This is a genomic window from Halomicrococcus pelagicus (assembly GCF_050954125.1).
The window spans coordinates 156,765-176,708 of record NZ_JBPBWC010000002.1 but is presented as its reverse complement, the minus strand read 5'-3'; the positions used below and the strand labels follow the sequence as shown (position 1 = coordinate 176,708).

The following is a 19,944-nucleotide window of genomic DNA, read 5'->3' as shown; positions in this document are numbered from 1 at the left end:
ATGACACGAAAACGAACTCGAACAAACAAGGTAGAAGATGAACAATCACGCAGAACCTTCCTTCGAACGACCGGCGCGGCAGCAACTGCCGTCACCGGCGTGGCCGGACTTGGTGGCGTTGCGTCGGCGCAAGGCCCGGTTCAAATCACGGACGTCGTCTACCAGACGCTGGGACAATCCGGCCGAATTAAGGTTCAGTCCGTAACGGCCAGAATTCCCGGTGCTACGGGGCCCGAGTCCGTCGAATCCGTTACAGTTGGCGATCAGACTGCCAATATACAGAACGTCACCGTCCAGCAAGGAAACTTGGTTGCTATCAACATCCAGGACGTTAACGTCGCTGTCCCTGTGACAATCCAGGTCTGTGGCGTCCTGAGTAGTGGTGACACCGACTGCGATTCCACCACGATTACCGAACAGCAATAATTGGGGTCCCTCGACCTTCTACCGGTAGTCCACTCAGACCTTTTTCTAGTGCGGTGTTCGGACGATTCTCCGACGGTTAACGGAATTTCGAGTTCGTCTACGAACGAGACCCGTCTATCGCTTTCCGTAGCGACTTCCGATAAAGCACGTCATTTGGGAGACCACTGCTCCCTCAGATAGGTGACCGAACCCATCCCCGCGAGCGTCCGTCGGACGGCATTTCGCCGTCCGAACCGTTCGGCAGTGACCCGGCGGGGGTCGGTGACTTCAAGCGGTGTCCCATTCCACTATCGGCGTCCCGTCGGCGTGGGGCGCGAGTCGCGGCCCGAACGGCGGGTCCGACGGGTCTATCTCCCGCACCTGGCGGTAGTCGGTCGAGCGCTCGGCGGGCGTGCGGCCGATGGCCGATATCATCTCGACGTACTCCGAGAAGGAGCGGAACTCGCCGAACTCGCCGCCGGCGCGCTTCGTTATCTCCTCGCTGAGGATGGTTCCCATGAAGTCGTCCGCGCCGCAGGACAGCATCTTCAGCCCCTGCTCGTCGCCGTACTTCACCCACGACGACTGGACGTGGTCGACGTTGTCGAGGAAGAGCCTGGAGACGGCTATCATCAGTTCGTCCTCGTGGGTCGTCGCGCCCGCGTCGACCATCCCCCGCTCGTGGAGGGGGGTGTTCCGGTGGACGAACGAGAGGGGGACGAACTCCGTTATCGCGCCGGTGCGGTCCTGCAACTCCCGGACCCGTTCGAGGTGCATGGCGCGGTGCATCTCGTTCTCGACGTGCCCGTACATGATGGTCGCAGTGGTGTCGAGGCCGACCGACGCGGCGGCCTCCATCGCTTCGAGCCACTCGTCGGTGCCGATCTTCCCGGGGCAGATGACCCCGCGCACCTCGTCGACGAGAATCTCGGCGGCGGTGCCGGGGACGCTGTCGAGACCCGCCTCCTCGAGGCGGCCGTACACCTCCTCGTAGCTCCAGTCGGTGCCCCGGCGAGCGTGGTAGGCCTCCTCGGGCGTCATCGAGTGGAGGTGGACGCCGTCGAGGTTCATGGCGCGCATCTGGTCGACGTACGTGCCGGGGTCGGTCTCGTACGCGCCCGGCGACTTGTAGTTCAGGTCGCCCCTGTCGCTCACTTCGAGGCGTTCGCGGTGCTCGTCGTCGAGCGCGAGCGCGGGGTGGAGGCCGCTGACCGAGGTGACCTCGTAGATACCCCGCTCGCGGGCGTCGCTGACGATCTCGCGCGACTCGGCGGGCGTCTTCGTGAACCCCTCGTGGTCCGTCTCCGCGCCGGTCTCGAAGTTCTCCGCCGTGTCCTTGAAGTTGCAGAACAGACAGCCCGTGTTGCAGGCCGTGGTGACGTTGTTGTTCAGGTTCGCGACGAAGGTGACGCGGTCGCCGACCACGTCGGCCCGTCGGCGGTCGGCGGCTTCGAGGACCCGCTCCTTCCGGGCCGGGTCGATCCCCGGGCGGTCGGTGCCGGTCGTCAGCAACTCGACGGCGTCCGCGACGGTGAGACGGGTGCCGTCGCGGGCCTTCGCCAGGGCGTTCTCGAACGACTGGTCCGTCTCCGCCTCGTGTTCGAACTCGAACCGGTTCCTGGGGACGTTGTGTCCCCCGCGCGCTTCGGCCATACTCGCCCCACTCACTCGACGGACAAAAAGCGGCGGGTACCGGAATCGAAGCGTCGGCCGTTCGGGACGCTCGCCGGCCTCGGAGTACCGCCAGGGCCGTCCGCCGAGCGCGTCCCGACCGTCTCCGGTATCCGGCGGGGGGTTTCGAAAGTTTGACTCTCGCCCGCGCCAGACGGGAGACAGTGACCAGCTATCGGAACGTCGTTCTGTTCGTACTGCTCGCGGCGGCGTGGGGGTCGGCGTTCATGGCCATCAAGGCCGGGCTCGCGTACTTCCCGCCGGTGCTGTTCGCCGCGGTCCGCTACGACGTGGCCGGCGTGCTAATGCTCGCGTACGCCGCCTACGCCACCGAGCGCTGGCGACCCCGGACCGGCGACGAGTGGCGACTCGTCCTCGTCGGCGGCGCGCTGATGATCGCGGGCTACCACGCCTTCCTGTTCGTCGGCGAGACCGAGACCACCAGCGCGGTCGCCGCCATCGTCGTCAGCCTCAGCCCGATTCTGACGACGGGGTTCGCGCGCGTCCTGCTGCCGAGCGAACGTCTCACCCCCGTCGGCATCGCCGGCCTGCTCCTCGGACTCGTCGGCGTCGCGATACTGAGCCTCGGGAAACCCCACCCCGAAGGACTCGTCACGCCGGGATTTGTCGGCAAGTTGCTAGTCCTCGCGGCCGCAGTCTCCTTCGCGCTCGGGAGCGTGCTCACGCGCCGCATCGACGCCGACCTGCCGATCGAGACGATGGAGGCGTGGTCCATGGTGCTCGGCGCGCTGATGATGCACGCCGTCAGTCTCGCGCGGCCGGCCGAGTCGCTGGCCGCCGTGGAGTGGACCCCCGAGGGAATCGCGGCGCTCGCGTACCTCTCGCTGGTCGCGAGCGCGCTTGGCTTCCTCGTCTACTTCGACCTGCTGGCGCGGCTCGGTCCCATCGAGATAAATCTCGTCTCGTACGTCGCGCCCGTGTTCGCCGCCCTCTCGGGGTGGCTGTTCCTCGACGAACGAGTGACGCTGGCGACGGTCGTCGGCTTCCTCGTCATCTTCGCCGGCTTCTGCCTGGTGAAACGCCGCGCGCTCGCTCGCGAACTCCCGCGGCTGCGGGCCGCCCTCTCGCCCGGCCGATAGTCCGCTCGCGGCCCGCTCTCCGAGTCGAACGTCCACCATGTAGTCATAAGGATTTTAACACAATAGTGTATACGGTCTGAGAGATGGCGTCTCCGAAACCCCGGTTCAGGGGCGAGGACGCGGTACGCGACCTCGACGCGGTGCTGCGGACGATGAAGCGGGAGGGCTGTCACCTCCTCGTCACCGGTGAGGTCGACGCCCGCGTCGCCGACCGGGCGACCCGTCGACTGTTCGGCGACCCGAACTACGACCGCAAGCGCGTGCTGGCGGCGCCGGACTCGTCCACCCACGTCGACCGCTACCTGCCGGTCGACGTGTCCCCGACCGACCCGGCCGTCTGGGTCGTCGACCCGACCGGGCGCGAGCGGTCGATTCCCCCTTCGGCCGAGGACCGCACACTCCCGGACGCGGACGGCGACGGGAGCGACCTCGACCGCCTCCGGCAGGAACTCGTGCAGGCGGTCACGTTCTACGCCGACGCCGGGGACGGCCTCGCGCCGGCCGAACTCCAGGTCGGCGTCGCGTCCGCGGACGCGCTCCTGGAGCGCGACGACCGGCACGCGGTCGAGCAGTTCCTGCGGACCCTCGGCGCGCTCGTCCGCGGCGTCGACGGGATGGGCCACGTCCGGGTCGCGCTGCCAGACGACCATCCCACGGTGGCGTCGCTGTCGCCGCTGTTCGATGCACGTATCGAACTTCGCCGGCGCGACGGACTGGTACCCGAACAGCGCTGGCACGTCCCCGACCGCGACGTCACCACCGCCTGGACGCAGCTCTGAGGGCGGTCGACGTCGAGTGCTGGCGGGTCGGCGCGAGGGCGCGCCGGTGAGAAGGAGGTCGTCCGTCTAGCGGTGGACGTCGACCGACTCCAGGACGACCTTTTCTCTCGGCTGGTCGTTCGGGCCGGTCTCGACGGAGCCGATCTCCCGGACCACGTCCATGCCGTCGGTCACTTCGCCGAAGACGGCGTGGCGGTCGTCGAGGTGCGGCTGGGCGTCCAGCGTGATGAAGAACTGCGACCCGTTCGTGTCCGGACCGGAGTTCGCCATCGAGAGGATGCCCTCGCTGTCGTGGCGCAGTTCGGGGTGGAACTCGTCGTCGAACTCGTAGCCGGGGCCGCCGCGACCGGTTTCCGTGGGGTCGCCGCCCTGAATCATGAAGTCCTCGATGATGCGGTGGAACTGTACGTCGTTGTACAGCGCGTCCCCTCGCGTCTCACCGGTTTCGGGGTCCTCCCAGGTGACCGTATCGGGGGCGGGGTCGGCGTCGGCGGCGGGGTCGTGCTCCGCGAGTTTGACGAAGTTCTCGACGGTTCTGGGTGCACGGTCGTCGAACAGTCGAATCTCGATGTCGCCGTAGTTCGTGTGTAGCGTCGCTGTCAGCTCGTCTGCCATGCGACTACCAAGGAACTCCGGTGGGAAAAAGCGTTCCGTCCCTACTTCCTCGCCGTGGTGAACAGGAGCGGTGCGACGACCAGCAGCGCGACGCCGAGGTACGCGTACTGGGGCGGCGCACCCATCGAGACGACGAGCAGGAACAGCACGCCGAACACGATAGCGTTCAACGACAGGACCTTCCGTGAGCCGAGCGGAATCGCGCCGAGTATCGACAGCACGAACAGCAAGAGGACGGCGTGCCCAACGTGGTAGTTGAGCAGGAAGTCGTCGACGAGTGGGAGTGGGACGAACTCGTACATCCTTGCCGAAAACTCGCCCCGAGTTCTCCTTTAAACTTCCGCTATGCCCCGCCGGAGCCGTGTAACTCAAGCGGTCGCACCCAGATGAACCAGATAGCGACTGCGGCGGTGAGGTAGCCGGTGTAGAAGACGACGGTGCCGAGCGTGCTGTAGCCGCTCTCCGTCAGGAAGTACTTCGCCATCCCCGGGACGGCGACGCCGAGCGCCAGCGCCAGCCCGAACCGGAGCTTTTCCGCGGTGTCCGTGGTGCCCATGCGCCCACCTGGGGCCTCCAGCGGCGTGAATGGCTCGGTTCGACCGGAGCGGACAACCGGACGGTCCGCCCCGCTCTCGCCGTCCCGCAGACCGACACGTCCGGGCGCTCGCGTCGTCGTGCGGTCGTCTGACGCGGTTTTAAGTTGCGGAAGTGCCGACACGGAGGTGGGCGCGCACACAGCCTCTCTCCCATCCTCCCACTCAGCGCGCCCGGCACACCACCCACATCCTCCCCTCCCCCTTTCGACACTCCCTTCGAACTGGACGCTCGCCGGTCGCTTCGACGCATTGCACTCGGCAGCGGTGCGGCGTGCGCGGCCGTCGAGTGCGCTCGCCCGGCGGTGGTGGCCACGTTCAGGCGGTGCCTGAAGGAGTACAAGCGGTGGCTGCGGTCGTCACAGTCACCGCCTGACGCCACCCAGCGTGTTCATAACAAAGGAGGAGACGGGCATTCGTATGGATGCGCCCGACGGCTCGGGCGCGAAGCGTGTCGCAGTCTCGCGGTGGACGCCCGGCGATGCCGGGAGCTCTGGCGGTGGGCTGGCCTCCCGCCACAGTGTCACCAACCTCCCCACGAAAGTTCTCGTCCCGGGCGTCCCCAGAACCCCGCGCTGCCCATTTTCCCTCCTTCAGTTCAACCCTGGAGGCGATCACGGACCGCGGGGACTGCGTCCCGCGTTGCGATGAGCGCGACTCTGTCTCCGGCCTCGATACTCGTCGTCGGCAGCGGTATCGTCATCCGTTCGCCCGCCCGACCGTGCGCGTAGATGCGGGCGTCGCGCGGGAGGTCCACCGCCACGACGCGTTCGTCGACGACCGGCGAGTCGTCGGGCACCCGCAGCGTGGTCAACTGGAGTTGTTCGGTCAGGTCGGCGATGACGTTGAAGTCACCGCCGAGGAGGGCGGTCTTCGCTCCGGCTGCGCCCAGCCGCTCCGGGTAGACGACCTCGTCCACGTCGTCGGCGAACTTGTGGTAGATGTCCGCCCGGTAGTCCTCGTCGATGCGCATCACGGTCCGGCAGCCGTGATGCTTGCCGATCATGCACGCGGCGAAGTTGACGTTCAGGTCGCCCGTCAGTCCCGCGATGGCGTCGGCCGATTCGAGCCCCGTATGCGCCAGGGAGTCCTCGCTCGACCCGTCTCCCTCGACGACCGAGAACCCCTCTTTTCGGGCCTTCTCGGCCGCTGTCTCGCGGTTCTCGACGAGCACTACCTCGTGGCCTTCCTCCCGGAGCACTCGCGCGGTCCGGAGGCCGACGCGTCCAGCACCCACGATAACAAATCTCATAGCCGTTCAATCGTGAAGCCGTGACAAAAGCGTTGGTGTCGCTCAGTTCGCCGATACGACGACGCTCGCCGTGTCGGTGTCTCCGTCTCCGTCCGTGACGGTGAGCGTCACCGACAGGTTTCCGCACTCCGGCACGGTCACGACGATGGATTCGCCGCGCTTCTCGTCGCCGCCCGCCTCCCAGACGAACTCGGGGTCGGTTCCGGACGAACAACCGGCGTCGAGTTCGACGGCGTCGCCCGCGTCGAGGCCGCAGGCGTCGAGCGACGGGTCCGTTTCGATGCAGGCGCTCACCGGTTCGTCCTCGGGGCGGTCGCTCTCGCCGAAGCGACGCTCGGCCGGCGGTCGCTCCTCGCTCCCGGCGAGGACGTGGAGGTTACCGTACGCGGTGTAGACGTCGTTCGTCGAGGCGGTCGGCGGGACGGTGGCGGCGTAGAGCCGACCCTCCGCCACGACCGGCGTCTCCGCGGCCATCCCGCCGTGGTCCACGACTTCGAGTCCGTCGTCGTCGAGCACGTACCCCCACCGGCGTTCGCCGGACGCCGCGTCGAGGGCGACGACGACCGGCCTCTCCGCCGCGTCGCCGGCGTCGCGTGCCCCCTGCCCGCCGACGTAGAGCGTCCCGTCGGCGGCCGTCGCGCTGGACGCGTGGATCACCTGCAGGTCCACGCGGGCGCGCCCGTCTCGGCGTCGAGCGCGGTCACGGTCTCGTCCGTCGACGCGTACACCCGGCCGTCGGCGACCGTCAGCCGGTTGTAGTACCGACCCTCGCCGCTCGCGTGTTCCCACTGGAGCGCCCCGTCGCTCGCCGACCGCGCCAGGACGACGTCGGCGTCGTCACGCCGGACGGTGCCGAACACCAGTCCGTCGGCGACGGTCTGCAGCACCGCGTGGCTGGACCGCCAGTCCGCCTCCTCGGAGACCTCCCACCGAAGGGAGCCGTCGTCGGCGTCCAGCGCGGTGCCCTCGCCGTAGAAGACGGTCCCGTCGGCGTAGAACGGCGTGCCGCCGCTCCCGTCCCGGCCCCAGAGCGTCTCGCCCGTCTCGGCGTCGAACGCTCTCGCAGCGGGTCCCCCGCGCGCGTAGCTGTCCGATATCGACGCGTACACCCGGCCGTCGGCGACGACCGGCGTCTCCCACGCCGAGCTGTCCGTGCGGCTCCACGTCGTCTCGCCGGTCGCGGCGTCGAGGGCGAACAGTCCCGATTTCCCACTCGTCCGCGAAACCCTCGTGGCGACGTAGACCGTGTCGTCGACGACGGTGGGCGGGTTCGGTTTCCCGAAGTTGCCCCGCTTCCACTTCGTTTCGCCCGTCTCGGCGTCGAGCGCGGCGACGTAGCCCGTGCTCCGCTCAAGCCAACTGGCGTCCGTCGTGACCGCGAGATACAGCGTCCCGTCGGCGACGACCGGTTGGGACTCGTTGAACGCCATCGACCCGTCGAGGTCCGTGCGCCAGTCGGTCGTCGCGAACGGCGCCGGGCCGCTGTCGCCCGTCGCGCCTTCGTGGCGCGGCCCCGACCGGAAGGTAGTCCAGCCGTCCCGGCGCGTGCGGTCGTCACCGTCTTCTTCTGCGATAGCGATACTGCCGAGGCTCGTCGCGCCTGCGACGGTCCCGACCGTTTTCAGGAACGCCCGTCTGTCATTCGATGGCATGTACCACCACTTTCCGACGGGGGTGTATTTCTTATGCATCCGTTAATCTAATCTAAATTCATTATATATAATATATTTACACTCTAAATCGCATTCGATATGTGAGTTCAGATATATTATGGCTGAACCAGCGTCCGTCACTGACGGTCCGGTATTGGCGCTCATGAGCCGGTCGTCTCTCCGGGGCGACCGAAGCTCCGGAAAGATGTGTTCTGTGCTACACCGTTTCCGGTCTCTTTCAGCAGTATTGGGGTAAACTCATCACCCTGCGGTAACAGAGGTTGGGATATGAGATCGAAGACGTCCCGGACGAACCAGGCGTCCCGGACCTCGCAAGCGTCGCCGACGGTGCAACGGCTAGCCGACGGACTCGCGGCGGGGGCATTCGTCCTGCTTTTCGTCGCGTTCGTCGTCCTGCGGGCGAACGGCGGACCGGAGTGGTACTCGGCCGGCTATCTGAACCTGTTTTACCTCACTGCCGGCGGACTGGCGTTCGTGTCGGTCGCGGTCAGGGAGGTAGACGACCCCTTCTGGTGGGGGTCGACCCACCTCCTGGTCGGCGGCCTGGCGGCCATCTTCATCGGTCGCCAGATGGACACCTACGTCCCGCCGGAGGCGCGCGCTTTCCACGTCGCCGCCATCTTCGTGGTGTACGCGGCCTACCCCTTCACGCTCCCCGGTTCGCTGCGGTTCGCTCGCGACCGCTGGCCGTTCGTCGGAGCGTTCGCCACCCTCCTCGGCGTCTACTGTTATCACCTGGTACACGAACCGGCCGGCTCCGCCCAGGCCGCGGCCGTCGTGTTCATCGGCCTCGTCTTCGCCGCGAACCTCTTCCTGTTTCCGCGGGTCGTGCCGCGAGACGTCTTCCTGTGGACGCTCGCAGGCACCGCCACCGTCGTCGTCGTCATCGGCACACTCGCGTATCCGCTGGGCGAGTACACCATCGCCTCGTTCGAGGTCGGTCTCTACCCCGCGACGTTCAGCCTGCCGCTTATCGGCGAGTTCTATTCGATGCAGTCCGTGTTCGCCAATCCCAACTCCGTCGGCATCGTCGGGTTCCCGGGCGTGATTGCGGCGTTCGTGCTCGTGCATCGGCAGTTCGTTCAGGAGCGCGCGATTCCGATGCTGGCCGCGCTCGGACTGCTCAGCGTGAACGGCTTCGGCATCCTGCTCTCGTGGAGCCGGGCGGCCTGGCTCGCGTCGGCCATCGGCGTCGGACTGTACCTCTCGGTCGTCGTCCTCGGGCGACGGTCGGTCCCGTACGTCGTCGCGGCGTGCGGCGGACTGACGCTGCTCTTCATCGTCGGCGTCTACTCCCCGGTTCTCCCCGTCACCACGAACGGCAGGGGCGCGCTGTGGCGTGCGGCGTTCGAAGCGGCGCTGTCCGCGCCGAGCACGCTGTTCGGACACGGACTGGAGAACACCCACGAATTGACCGCGCAGTTCTTGGAGATAGAGCGTCACAGGGGCAAGAGTCCGCACAACTCCTACCTGCAGTTGTTCATCCGCACGGGCGTCGTCGGTCTCCTCTCGTTCCTCACGCTGACTATCGGGGCGGTCGTCGACGGTGTGAGGCGCGCCGAGGAGGTTGACCTCGCGGCGCTCGCGCTCGGCAGCGCGTTCGTCGTCCACTACCTGTTCGAGTCGTACCAGGTATTCAACATCGCCATCGGATCGCTCATCTCCGCGCTGGCGTTCGGCTACCTGCTGGCGAGCGGGGAGTGAGTGACCTCCTCCTCGCCCTTCAGGGCGTGGCATCCTCCCATGGGATATCAGCTAGCGGCCTTCGAGGTTTCAACCCGCACTTTCACAGGAACCGGCGACACACCAGGGAATCTCTCGATTTAACTCCCGTGAGAGGGCTGTGGCCCGGTCACGCAGGCCCCATCTCCGGCCGAGTCATCGGCATACGTGTGTTCTCTGGTATGGCTCTCTCCGCCGGAGTAGCATATTTAAATAGGACGTACAGGCGCTTAAACGTACCGCAGGAGGATATCTGAGCGGTCACGACGGCAGTTGTCGCGTCGGGCCTACCGTTCGACCCGCGCCTGAACACGCGGGTATGCACTACAAACTCGTATCACTGCTCCACGCGCGGGTCGAGCAGCGGTTCGACGACGTTCTGGAACGCGGTGGCCAGGACGCCGGCGAACGCGATGACCATCGTCGTCCCGAGGATGAGCGGCATATCTCGCTTCCTGACCGCGCGATAGCCCATGAAGCCCAGTCTCTCGATGTGGAAGACGTACTCCAGGACGTAGACGTGGAGGACGAGGACGCTGATGAGGTCCGTTACGAACAGGGTGACCAGGGGGAGCGCGGCGTTCCGGAGGATGTGTCGGCCGAGTGCCGCGTCGCTCGCGCCCTTCGCCCGCAGGGTCTTCACGAAGTCGGCGTTGACGTACTCCAGCGACTCCGCGCGGGCGTACCGTACCCACCCGGCGAACAGACTCGTCGCGAGGACCACGGCCGGCATCGTGTACATCGTGAACCGGACGCCGGCGAACGCGACGACGTGGGGGGCGAGGAGGAACCGGAGCCACCCGGCGTACTCGACGACGACCGGCAGTACCACCGCGAGCCAGAAGTTCGGCAGGCCGAGGCCGACGTACGCCGCGGCGGTTCCGGCGCGTTCGACGACGCCGCCGTCGCCGACCGCCGTGGCGACTCCGAAGAGGACGCCGGGAACGGTGGCGAGGACGACCCCCGGGACGACGTAGCCGAGCGTCGCCGGGATGGCCCGGGCGAGGACGTCCATCACCGGCTCCTCCGCGACGAACGACCGACCCCAGTCGAGCGTCGAGATGTCGACCAGCCAGCGGGCGTACCGCTGGATTACCGGGTCGTCGAGGTTGTGCGCCTCTCTGTAGGCGTCGACCGCCTGCTTGGCCGCCTCCTGCCCCTCTGAAGTGGCCGCTCCCCACGAGACCAGCCCGAGGTTGGGGTCCGGCGTGAGCGCCACGAACAGGAACGCCAGCGTCATCACGAGGTAGATGCCGACGACGGCGAACGCGAGCCGGTAGACGAGAAGCCGTCGATAGCTCACGGGCGATCCCTCCCGGGTCGGGCGACGGAGCGAACGCGGGCGGGCGGACGGGGGTTCAGGCGGTCGGAGACGACGGGGCGACCGAGGGTGGAAACGCTGGCGAACATCCCTGTCACCGTATTCTTCGACACACACATGATAAACGTTTTTCACGACGGGCCGAGACCGCTCCGTATCGATGGCCACCGGTCCGCCGACGAACAGTTCGAGCGCATCGACTGGGAGTCGCTGGACGGCGGGCGGCGCGGGTTCGCGACCCGGACGAAGGTCTTTCTCGCCGGGGCCGGACTGCTCGCCGTCCTCTTCGCGTACGACTTCCTCGTCCTGACGCGTCAGGACGAGATATTCGGCCGACTGGACCCCGAGCGCATCACCTGGCTGTTCGTGCTCTCGCTACTCGCGTTCGCCTGTTTCGTCGTCGTCCCGCTGGCGACCGGCGTCGGACTGCTGGCCGGCTACCGCGGCGGCTGGACGGACCGGATCCTGATGGGATACGTCGACATCCAGCAGACCGTCCCCTCGTTCGTCGTCTACCTCGTCCTGATATTCCTCTTTCACACGAGCCTCTTCCTGGTCGTGCTCGTCTTCGGGCTGACGAGCTGGGGGAGCGCGGCGCGACTCGTCCGGAGCGAGGTGATTCAGCGCCGCGAGGAGCCGTACGTCGTCGCCGCGCGCAACGCGGGCGCGAGCGACCTCCACGTCATCCGCCACCACATCCTGCCGAACGTCTCGAGCACCGTCGTCACCGCCGTCACGCGCCAGATTTCCACCTTGCTGCTGGCGGAGGCCGCCATCGCCTACATGGAACTCAACGACATCATGATTCAGTCGTTCGGCGAGACCATCGCCTACGGCCTGCGCGGCGACTGGCAGACCGTCTGGTGGCCCGTCGTCTTCCCCGTCGCCGCGTTCTCGCTAACCGTCGTCGCGTTCAGCGTGTTCGGCGACGCGCTCCGGGACGTACTCGACCCCCGCGGGGACGTGTAGCGGCGAATTCCGGTCAGATGGCGGAAGCAATAACTCAGCTACGAAGGAGTGATCCACAAATTCCAATATGGGACAGTCGGCCGAGTGAGTCCACAACCGCCCCCCGAAAACGAGAGTGAGATTCCTAATCGTCGTCACGGCCACTCCGGCGTCGCACGGCCTTCTTCTGCACTGAGCGCGGTTCGACGGTCGTTCATAATCGGCTCTCGGGCCCGCAAGAAGACTGTGTGGTGTGTTTGAGAACGGAGTAAGGTGCGAGACGGGGAGCAAATGAGATTGCTGGGTGGATTCGCAAGTGGTGGCTATGAGCGGGGGCGGTTGCGTCTGGTGGTTTTGCTGTCAGCGTGTACACCGGGAGTGAAGCACCTTCCAACACTGAAATCGCTAGACGGAACCCGATTATGAAGATTGACGCCCAGGGGTACTCCGGGGTGATTCCAGCAGTGGTACTCAACAGTAGGCTATCATATGGCACCGAGACGCCGTCTCTCCAATGATACCAGCGGTTTCACCCCCGTCATTCCCCTTCAATCTCGTTTTCCTAGTTCCCCTTCCACTCTCTCTTCACAGTCTACTTGCGGACGTTTGAGCCGATTATGAACCCGGTTTGACGCCTCGAAACCGGGGGAGAACTTTCATAATCGGTTCTCGTCCTGCGATTCCGATTATGAACAGCGCCAGCATCGAGCCGACTGTCGGAGGCGGCCTGCCCGGCCGCGTAATGCAGCAGACACTCTCTGGCTATGCCTTCTGTGAAGCAGTGCCCGGGTCCGCGACTGGACGAGCGCATACGCGGGGGAAGGACGAGCGCGTCACCCATCAGATCTGCGTGGACTGTGCCGTCCAGGAGCATCTCGGTCCCGACAAGCGTGATTACCATGCCTGCGATGGGTGTGGACTGGTTGTCGACACGCTCACTGCACTCACACGGTTTCGGGTCGAACTCGGACATCTCGAGGGGCCCGTTGCAGCTGTGTCCGCTGTAGTCCCGGTGGGGCGGCACCATACTGGACGTGAAATCTCGACGAGCATCTCGTTCGTGACGCCACGCCGCAGTAGCCGCCGACCCCCCGTTCCAACACGTCTCCTGCCCTGGTGTGTCCTCGCCGCTCGCACCCACTACACGGTCGACGACCCCTACGAGCGAGGCGACACGCCCGAGTCGCGGCCGACGTTCGGCCTCGACGATGGTGAAACCGACGGCATCGTTCTCGCGAACACTCTGGATGTCGACAGGTTTCTGACCGACGAGTTCGGCGGGACGAATTTCGCGCTCATCCATGCGGTCCTGCAGGGCTCGCGCATCGTCCCGACACCGCGGCTGCTCTGTGATTACGCCCGCAACGATCACATGACCCACGAGGAAGCACGAACACTCATCGTGACGATTAGCCCCCATTGGAGTTGGGAGAACAGCCCCTACGTCGCGCAATTGCTGGCGCTCCTAGAGTGAACCGCCTCGGGGTCGTTCGAGAGAGCGAAGCTCTCTCGTGATGACGAGACGCCAACGGCGTCTCGAACCACGTGCCCCGAGGGTGACGCCCGTCAACAGATTCAACCTACCACGCTTCGTACCGTAGTTCAACGACCGTGACGTGGGTTAACGACCGTACTCCGAAGCGGTCGTTCGGAGGGTTGGAAATGCGACATCTCTCACCACCCTGCCACGGCAGGTGAGACCGGTGTTGGCGGGTCGTGGTGGAGCGACCGACCCTCACGGACACCAGCGAGGTGTTCGGGTGTTACTTCCAACCAACCCACAAGGGAAGGTCGAGGGGAAGTACATTCGCCTGCATCCGACCGCCCGTTTCTGGGCGCTCGGACAAAACGGTGAAGCCTCGGGGCGTGTCCCCGAGGTACTTCACGACGCCCTCCTCACTAACAGATTCATTCTGTTCTACAAGAACGTTCGCCGTCTTCATGACGTCAGTACCCTCGTAGCGAGAGAGTCCAATCAGCGTGAACTCATGGTCGTCTCTATCTTTTTGCAGGGTCTGTCACCCTATCTGAGTCGAAAAGTCTCTAAACTCAAAGTATGGTTGGTCTACATCTTGGAGGAGAGACGACAGGACTGATTGAGAAACCTCATAATCGGTATCCTGCAGAACTTTGAGTAGAGATTTTGTCACGTTGTTCTCTCGCTGGTTCTCCCCTGAGTTATGCTCGTACCGGAAGAGGTTGTTCCACTTAGACCGGAGTTGATTGACATTCTTCATATAATTCGCGCAATTCTACCAGATATACATCAATTTTGCTTCAGGGAGGATTACTCCCGGTGTTTAGCGGTGTATATGAGTCCATATGATAGGTAACTCTCCAGAGTTTGAGGACGGCACGAGTGACCAACTCTTCGGGGGACTGCGTGATACAGGAGTCCTCGACATCAGCAGGACCTGAACTCGCAGCCGGCGGCGGATGGTAATGTTCTGTCCCAGAGACGTGGATGTAGTCCCCGCCGTGGGGATGGTTTCCCCAACGAAGATTCACGTCCGCGGTATCCGTATAATGGAACTTGTAATCGTCCTGCGTCGTCCACTGGACATCGATCCGGGCCCCGTCGGCGTCACAGAGCCCATCGTCGAGGGAGACTTCGAGTACTGATGGATTGAGATAGTCATCGAGACGGGCTGTCGCAAGCGGCTCCATCTCTTCGATGATATCGCGGATTGAAAGCAGTGCTGGACGATCAATTGCCCCGCGAAGGGTATGATCTTCTTCCTGTGGGTCCGTCATATCTCACGCGGGGACGCTATCGTCTGTGGAGCGACGATCGCCGTCGACGAACTGCTCTGCATTCCCAATGGAGAGGGCGGCGTTCGCGAATGCGAGGTTTCGTCGGAGCGTCTTCCACTCACGGATCGTTTCCGGATCAGGCTCGTCCGGTGTGGATTCAGACGCAGCGAGTGCCTGATTCGTCTGGTCGACAGCCAGTTCCTCCGGTGACTCGACGCCGAATTTGGACTGATACTCAGAGAGTTGCTCGCGCATCTCCTGGATCCGCGCGACGAGCTCGTCAGTCGAGACGTGCTCGAGGATGTCCGCAGCTTGCTCGACGACCAGTGACTCGGGGGAGCGGCGATACAGCGTCCCGCCGTGCTCACCGGTCTCTGTTTCGACGAAGCCCTCCTCTGCGAGTGTGTTCAGATGTTTGCGAGCAGTTTTTGGAGCAGTTCGTGCATCTTCAGCAACTGCATCAGCCGAGACTGGGCTATACGTATGAGCGATGACGTGACGGATGCGCTCATAGGGCGTCGTTTCAGCCTCCCAGTCGTCTCCGACTGCTTCATTGACGTCCGCAAATTCTCTTGGTGGGGCTCGATCGTCCATATAGACACGAAACAGGCGAAGGAACATAGTCCTTTGGCACAGTGGCATTTTACTCTACCTCCTCTCGCATAAGCCGAGAAAAATAGCAGGTTCACGGGAGATGGCTACAGATAGAGTACTGCGGGATTGATCTCGCTAGTGTTGAAGGTGGAATTCAGATAGGCTAACGTTTGCTTTCCGCTTTCGCGAATAGAGACGCTGTCCAATCGAAGCAATGACATCTGCATAATAATCGCCCCCCGCTAAGTCTTTTGAAATGTAATAATCGGGTGTATCTTTGCTGGCTTGATGTATGTCGTTCTTCTTCCCGACGTCGTCATAGTCAATCTGTTCGGCGAATTCTTCTGGGCTTGGCAGTTCCCAGAGGGGCACGTTTGAAGCCAATAGTACCGCCTCCGGGGAGTGTCCAACTGTGGTGACGTCGTCGCTACCCACGAACAGGGTCTTCCGGAAGTCGTTCCACAATTCGACGTGTGCTGTACGATCTGCCAAGTCGAACTCCGATGCTGGTGTGCAGTCGTCGTCAACGCATCCGGATGAATGTGCGTAGCACTCATTCCCTAGTCGTCCCATCAGTCAAAGTTGTCGGTTTGCAGCATCTATACTCTGTATTCAGTACGCTGGTTCTGTCAGTTGCCGATAGTTTCAACAGAGTCTTCTAATTCGGTCTGTCCATAGACGATTTGCGATAGCGGAACTACCCTCTCTACTAGCGTCAAGGGTTAGACCTCCCTGTGGACTTGGTTTCTGACGGAGGTAATCGCTAGCGTGCTCCCGGCATTCTTTCACGAGTATCAGCCCGCCTTCAGAGAGGATACTTTGTGATAGGGCCTCAAGAGATAGTATGAATGAGACTGGGAGAGAGGAAAGCGAAGACGGGCTCAACGAGAGTTCTGAACTCTATGCCGCACTATGTATTCTGCCAGTCACAGTCGAAGATATCTCGTTCGAGGGAAACCGCGTCGAGACGAGTACTCGGACGTTCGAGCGGACCATCGTTCGAATCCAAGGTGAAGGCTATGCGGGGTTCGGCGAGGATACTACTCCATCAATTGAAGCGCACAATCGACTTCGAAACGAGCGATTTCCGCTTGCAACTGGCGAGCACACGGTCGGCACGTTTGCCAGCATCAACGATACCGAATTACACGTCGCTGACCACACGCCGCAGAGAGGGGATCTCAACTACTTGCAGTGGGCAATCGAGAGTGCAGTCCTCGACCTCGCGCTCAAACAGTCGGGACAGACGTTGGGTGAGATCCTCGATCAAAAATATGAGCCGGTGAGCTTCGTCGCGAGTCCGTCGCTTGAGGATCCACCAAGTGTTACGCCCCGTCCATCGCCTCCGTGAGGCAGTCCCGGATCTCGGATTCAAAATCGATGTGCCCGAGGATCCAAGTGAGGCTTTCCTCTCGGAGCTAGCAGCGACAGATGCCATTCGCGTGCTCGACCTCAAAGGCCAATACGGACCGGACGTTGGTGCACCTGCCGATCCAGAACTGTATCGGCGACTATTCGAGACGTTCCTTGACGTGATCGTTGAAGACCCAGCAGTTACCGATGCGACGAGAGACGTCTTGGAGGCACATGCTGACCGCATCTCCTGGGATGCACCGGTAACGGACGTCGAAAGCGTTCGAAAGTTACCCTGGGAACCGGCCTCCATTAACGTCAAACCGTGTCGATTCAGGACGCTCGAATCGCTCTGTCGATTCCTCGAATACGCCCTGGAATATGATATCGACCTCTACGGCGGAGGAATGTTCGAACTCGATGTCGGGCGCGCACAACCAAGCGCTGGCCTCGTTGTTCTATCCGGACGGCCCGAACGACCTCGCGCCACCTGCGTACCATCAGTTCGAGGCCGACCAGCCGCTCCCGTCGAGTCCGTTAACTCCCCCGAGGAGCCGTCTGGGATCGGGGGGTACTCGGGATGACCGCGCTCGACAGTATTTCCTGAGGATCCGTGGGAGATTGTTCGGTCACTACCCGATAGAGAATGATGCCGGAAACTGCCCTACTGAATGTCGTTTTGGGCTTTAGGGAAGAGTGCTGAAGCCTAGGCCGGGATTTGAACCCGGGCTCTCGTCCTTACCAAGGACGCGCTTTACCGCTAAGCTACCCAGGCACCTGTCCGCTGGAACGCATTCTTCCGTACACGCGAACCGTCTTTAGGCGTTTCGATTCGGGTCAGGGATCGGTGACCGAAGAGGACCGCCGCTCCTCAATGCCGCCGGCGTGGCTGCGGGAGAGTTTCGCAAGCGTCTCCTCGGCGTCGTCGGGGAGCGGACCGAGCGCGTCGGCGTCCGAGAGCGCCGCCGTCGACCCGTTCCCGACAACCGACGCCGCGAGCTCGGCGGCGTACTCGTTCGCCTTCGCCGGGGCGTCGGCGCCCGCGGCGGTCGTCCCGGCGACGATGGCGAGTTCGAACACGTCGGTCTCCAGCGCGCGGTCGTCCGCCGTCGGCGTGGTCTGGTTGCGACCGAACGACTGGACGGTCTCGACGGCTTTGTCGGCCGCCTCGGTGCGCGCGAGGATGTAGAACCCCCGGGCGACCATCACGTCTGCCGCGAGGATGGCGATGTCGCTCTCCGTGTGGGGTCCCTCTCCGTTCCACGGCTCGTCGGCCGCGAGCGAGCGCGTGAGCCGGAGTCCCTCGTAGATCAGCTGGACGCCGGCGGCGCGAGTCCGGACGCCGCTCATCGCCCCCGTCGCTCCGTCGACCGCGCGAGCGCTCAGCAGCGCGAGCACGCCCGGGGTCATCGCCGACGATTCGAGCAACTCGTCGATGTGTTCGCGGAGATGGTCCGGCGTGATGTCCCGGACTGCCTCGCGCGCTGCCCCGCGAGCCCGGACGGCCTCTTGCATCGTCGGTGAGTTACGACGGAACTGCCAAAGACCTTTGGAAACCGACGCCAACTACGGCACATGATTCACGTCGCCGACGGCCCGAACCTCCGCACCGTCACCCTCTCGCGCCCCGAGCGCCGCAACGCGCTCACCCGCGACGGCCTCGACGACCTCGCTGACGCCGTCGCCGGGGCCGACCGGCCCGTCGTCCACCTGCGGGGCGAGGGGTCGGCGTTCTGCGCCGGTGCCGACCTCGACGCGGTCGCGGACCTCGACCGCGAGTCGGCGGTGGCGTTCGCCGAGCGCGGACAGCGCACCGCGGACGCCATCGCGGACGCCGATAGCGTCGTCGTCGCCGGAATCGACGGCGCCGCCCGCGGTGGCGGCGTCGAACTCGCGCTCGCCTGCGACGTCCGCGTCGCGACGCCGGCGGCCACGTTCGCCGAACCGGGCGTGAAGCTCGGTATCTTCGGCGCGTGGGGCGGCACCGCGCGGCTGCCCGACGTCGTCGGCCGCGGTGACGCGCTCGACCTCGCGCTATCGGGGCGAACCGTCGACGCCGAACGAGCGCGTCGGATGGGACTCGTCTCGCGAGTCGTCGACGATCCGGTCGCGGTCGCCCGTGAGATCGCCGACAACGACCCCACCGCTCTCCGGGTGGTCAAAGAGCGCGTTCGGGACGACGACGCCGTCGACGCACAGGCCACCCGCGAGGCCGACGCGTTCGGCGACCTCGTCGCGGAGAACGGACCGGCCATCGCGGCGCGTCGCGAGCGGTGAATTACTGCAGCGGTTCGGGCGACGCCGGGACGCTGCGCTTGTGCTCGCTCCGCTCGTACATCTCCCGGATTCGCCGGACGTCGTCCTCGCTCGCGTTCTCGACCTGCCTGGCGGTCGCGGTCACCGACAGCGGGCCGTCGACGTGGAGCGCTAGGACGGCGTCGAGCGTGTCGTAGTCCATGCCAAGTTCCCCCTCGTCGGTCTGGCCCGCCCAGAGACCGGCGGTGGGCACCTTCTCCGCGAGGTCCTCTGCCACTCCGACGTGTTTCGCGAGCTGGCGGACCTGCTGCTTGTAGAGGTTGCCGATGGGGTGGCAGTCGACCGCTCCGTCGCCGTACTTCGTGAAGTAGCCCACCGCCGCCTCGGTGCGGTTGCCCGTCCCGACCACCAGCGCGCCCTCGTGGTTCGCGACGAGGTAGTTCAACACCGCCCGGGTCCGGGCGCGGGCGTTCCCGACCGCCAGCCTGTCGCCCTCCGCCTCCGGATAGGCGTCCAGGAACCGGTCGACGATGGGGTTTATTTCGAACACGTCGTAGGTGATCCCGAGCTCCTGAGCGACGCGCTCGGCGTCGCTCATGTTCTCCTCGCTGCTGACCGCGCCGGGCATCACCAGCCCGTGGAGGTTCTCCTCCCCCAACGCCTCGACGATCAGGTAGGCAGTCAGCGTGCTATCGATGCCGCCCGAAAGCCCCAGGACCGCTCCGTCGACTCCCGCCTCCTCGACTTTCTCGCGGACGAACGCGGTGACGTGTTCCCTGTGGCGTTCCAATTCCGCCTCCGACAGCGTCAGGTCGACCATAGACGACAGTAGGGGCGACGACGACTAAAGTTTCCCCGCCCGCGATATTTCTGGACGAACGGTCAAACGCTACGTTGAAGTGACGTCG

At 64.5% G+C, this 19,944-nt stretch carries 21 protein-coding genes, 1 tRNA gene and 2 pseudogenes; 10 read left to right on the top strand and 14 right to left on the bottom strand.

Annotated features, from left to right (window positions below):
- Complete coding sequence (locus ACRYA2_RS05605) at window positions 1-426, top strand: hypothetical protein (RefSeq protein ID WP_433625081.1); 426 nt, start codon at window positions 1-3, stop codon at window positions 424-426.
- Window positions 427-693: 267 nt separating this feature from the next.
- Here the strand turns inward: ACRYA2_RS05605 and cofH are convergent, their stop codons facing one another.
- Window positions 694-2,058 (bottom strand): 7,8-didemethyl-8-hydroxy-5-deazariboflavin synthase subunit CofH, encoded by a 1,365-nt coding sequence (gene cofH / locus ACRYA2_RS05600; protein ID WP_433625079.1) that lies wholly within the window; start codon window positions 2,056-2,058, stop codon window positions 694-696.
- A gap of 182 nt (window positions 2,059-2,240) precedes the next feature.
- Between cofH and ACRYA2_RS05595 the strand changes: the two genes are divergently transcribed.
- Together ACRYA2_RS05595 and ACRYA2_RS05590 are read left to right on the top strand one after the other, a co-directional pair.
- Window positions 2,241-3,176, top strand: coding sequence for a DMT family transporter (locus tag ACRYA2_RS05595; protein ID WP_433625077.1), 936 nt, complete (start codon window positions 2,241-2,243; stop codon window positions 3,174-3,176).
- Between the two features lie 83 nt (window positions 3,177-3,259).
- The gene (locus tag ACRYA2_RS05590) at window positions 3,260-3,955 is read left to right on the top strand and encodes a DUF7504 family protein (RefSeq protein WP_433625075.1); all 696 of its coding nucleotides are present in this window, start codon (window positions 3,260-3,262) and stop codon (window positions 3,953-3,955) included.
- A gap of 66 nt (window positions 3,956-4,021) precedes the next feature.
- Here the strand turns inward: ACRYA2_RS05590 and ACRYA2_RS05585 are convergent, their stop codons facing one another.
- From ACRYA2_RS05585 to ACRYA2_RS05560, 6 genes are all read right to left on the bottom strand, one after another.
- Window positions 4,022-4,570, bottom strand: a complete 549-nt coding sequence (locus tag ACRYA2_RS05585; protein ID WP_113277010.1) for a peptidylprolyl isomerase — start codon at window positions 4,568-4,570, stop codon at window positions 4,022-4,024.
- 41 nt (window positions 4,571-4,611) lie between these two features.
- Window positions 4,612-4,872 (bottom strand): DUF8006 family protein, encoded by a 261-nt coding sequence (locus ACRYA2_RS05580; RefSeq protein ID WP_113277011.1) that lies wholly within the window; start codon window positions 4,870-4,872, stop codon window positions 4,612-4,614.
- A gap of 41 nt (window positions 4,873-4,913) precedes the next feature.
- The gene (locus ACRYA2_RS05575) at window positions 4,914-5,126 is read right to left on the bottom strand and encodes a DUF7996 family protein (protein ID WP_433625072.1); all 213 of its coding nucleotides are present in this window, start codon (window positions 5,124-5,126) and stop codon (window positions 4,914-4,916) included.
- A gap of 635 nt (window positions 5,127-5,761) precedes the next feature.
- Entirely contained in the window at window positions 5,762-6,415 is a 654-nt protein-coding gene (locus ACRYA2_RS05570) for a potassium channel family protein (protein WP_433625070.1), read from the bottom strand.
- A 42-nt stretch (window positions 6,416-6,457) separates the two neighbouring features.
- Window positions 6,458-7,084 (bottom strand): hypothetical protein, encoded by a 627-nt coding sequence (locus tag ACRYA2_RS05565; protein WP_433625068.1) that lies wholly within the window; start codon window positions 7,082-7,084, stop codon window positions 6,458-6,460.
- A complete protein-coding gene (locus ACRYA2_RS05560) occupies window positions 7,069-8,067 on the bottom strand; it encodes an outer membrane protein assembly factor BamB family protein (protein WP_433625066.1) in 999 nt (332 codons plus the stop codon). Before ACRYA2_RS05560 ends, ACRYA2_RS05565 begins: the two co-directional genes overlap by 16 nt.
- 288 nt (window positions 8,068-8,355) lie before the next feature.
- On the opposite strand from ACRYA2_RS05560, the gene ACRYA2_RS05555 reads away from it, so the two are divergent.
- Window positions 8,356-9,792, top strand: coding sequence for an O-antigen ligase family protein (locus ACRYA2_RS05555; RefSeq protein ID WP_433625064.1), 1,437 nt, complete (start codon window positions 8,356-8,358; stop codon window positions 9,790-9,792).
- A 355-nt stretch (window positions 9,793-10,147) separates the two neighbouring features.
- On the opposite strand, the gene ACRYA2_RS05550 is transcribed toward ACRYA2_RS05555, so the two are convergent.
- Entirely contained in the window at window positions 10,148-11,113 is a 966-nt protein-coding gene (locus ACRYA2_RS05550) for an ABC transporter permease (RefSeq protein WP_433625062.1), read from the bottom strand.
- Between the two features lie 135 nt (window positions 11,114-11,248).
- On the opposite strand from ACRYA2_RS05550, the gene ACRYA2_RS05545 reads away from it, so the two are divergent.
- The 3 genes and pseudogenes from ACRYA2_RS05545 to ACRYA2_RS05535 all read left to right on the top strand — a co-directional run.
- Window positions 11,249-12,100 (top strand): ABC transporter permease, encoded by an 852-nt coding sequence (locus ACRYA2_RS05545; protein WP_433625060.1) that lies wholly within the window; start codon window positions 11,249-11,251, stop codon window positions 12,098-12,100.
- A gap of 721 nt (window positions 12,101-12,821) precedes the next feature.
- A pseudogene (locus ACRYA2_RS05540) lies at window positions 12,822-13,117 on the top strand (DUF7558 family protein).
- A gap of 82 nt (window positions 13,118-13,199) precedes the next feature.
- Window positions 13,200-13,553: pseudogene (locus ACRYA2_RS05535) on the top strand (hypothetical protein); the annotation flags it as partial.
- 803 nt (window positions 13,554-14,356) lie between these two features.
- Here the strand turns inward: ACRYA2_RS05535 and ACRYA2_RS05530 are convergent.
- From ACRYA2_RS05530 to ACRYA2_RS05520, 3 genes are all read right to left on the bottom strand, one after another.
- A complete protein-coding gene (locus tag ACRYA2_RS05530; RefSeq protein WP_433625058.1) occupies window positions 14,357-14,833 on the bottom strand; it encodes a toxin-antitoxin system TumE family protein in 477 nt (158 codons plus the stop codon).
- Window positions 14,834-14,836: 3 nt separating this feature from the next.
- A complete protein-coding gene (locus ACRYA2_RS05525; protein WP_433625056.1) occupies window positions 14,837-15,427 on the bottom strand; it encodes a DUF7342 family protein in 591 nt (196 codons plus the stop codon).
- A 135-nt stretch (window positions 15,428-15,562) separates the two neighbouring features.
- The gene (locus tag ACRYA2_RS05520) at window positions 15,563-15,862 is read right to left on the bottom strand and encodes a hypothetical protein (protein ID WP_433625054.1); all 300 of its coding nucleotides are present in this window, start codon (window positions 15,860-15,862) and stop codon (window positions 15,563-15,565) included.
- 409 nt (window positions 15,863-16,271) lie between these two features.
- On the opposite strand from ACRYA2_RS05520, the gene ACRYA2_RS05515 reads away from it, so the two are divergent.
- Window positions 16,272-16,778, top strand: coding sequence for a hypothetical protein (locus ACRYA2_RS05515; RefSeq protein ID WP_433625052.1), 507 nt, complete (start codon window positions 16,272-16,274; stop codon window positions 16,776-16,778).
- Between the two features lie 31 nt (window positions 16,779-16,809).
- Window positions 16,810-17,364 (top strand): hypothetical protein, encoded by a 555-nt coding sequence (locus tag ACRYA2_RS05510; protein ID WP_433625050.1) that lies wholly within the window; start codon window positions 16,810-16,812, stop codon window positions 17,362-17,364.
- A gap of 119 nt (window positions 17,365-17,483) precedes the next feature.
- Here the strand turns inward: ACRYA2_RS05510 and ACRYA2_RS05505 are convergent.
- A tRNA-Thr gene (locus ACRYA2_RS05505) sits at window positions 17,484-17,555 on the bottom strand.
- Between the two features lie 62 nt (window positions 17,556-17,617).
- A complete protein-coding gene (locus ACRYA2_RS05500) occupies window positions 17,618-18,295 on the bottom strand; it encodes a DUF7114 family protein (RefSeq protein WP_433625048.1) in 678 nt (225 codons plus the stop codon).
- Between the two features lie 60 nt (window positions 18,296-18,355).
- Between ACRYA2_RS05500 and ACRYA2_RS05495 the strand changes: the two genes are divergently transcribed.
- Window positions 18,356-19,057 carry an enoyl-CoA hydratase/isomerase family protein gene (locus tag ACRYA2_RS05495; protein WP_433625046.1) on the top strand — a complete coding sequence of 234 codons (702 nt, stop codon included), beginning with the start codon at window positions 18,356-18,358 and terminating at the stop codon, window positions 19,055-19,057.
- 1 nt (window position 19,058) lies between these two features.
- Here ACRYA2_RS05495 and ACRYA2_RS05490 read toward each other — a convergent pair whose 3' ends face one another.
- The gene (locus ACRYA2_RS05490) at window positions 19,059-19,856 is read right to left on the bottom strand and encodes an NAD+ synthase (protein ID WP_433625044.1); all 798 of its coding nucleotides are present in this window, start codon (window positions 19,854-19,856) and stop codon (window positions 19,059-19,061) included.
- Window positions 19,857-19,944 lie beyond the last annotated feature (88 nt).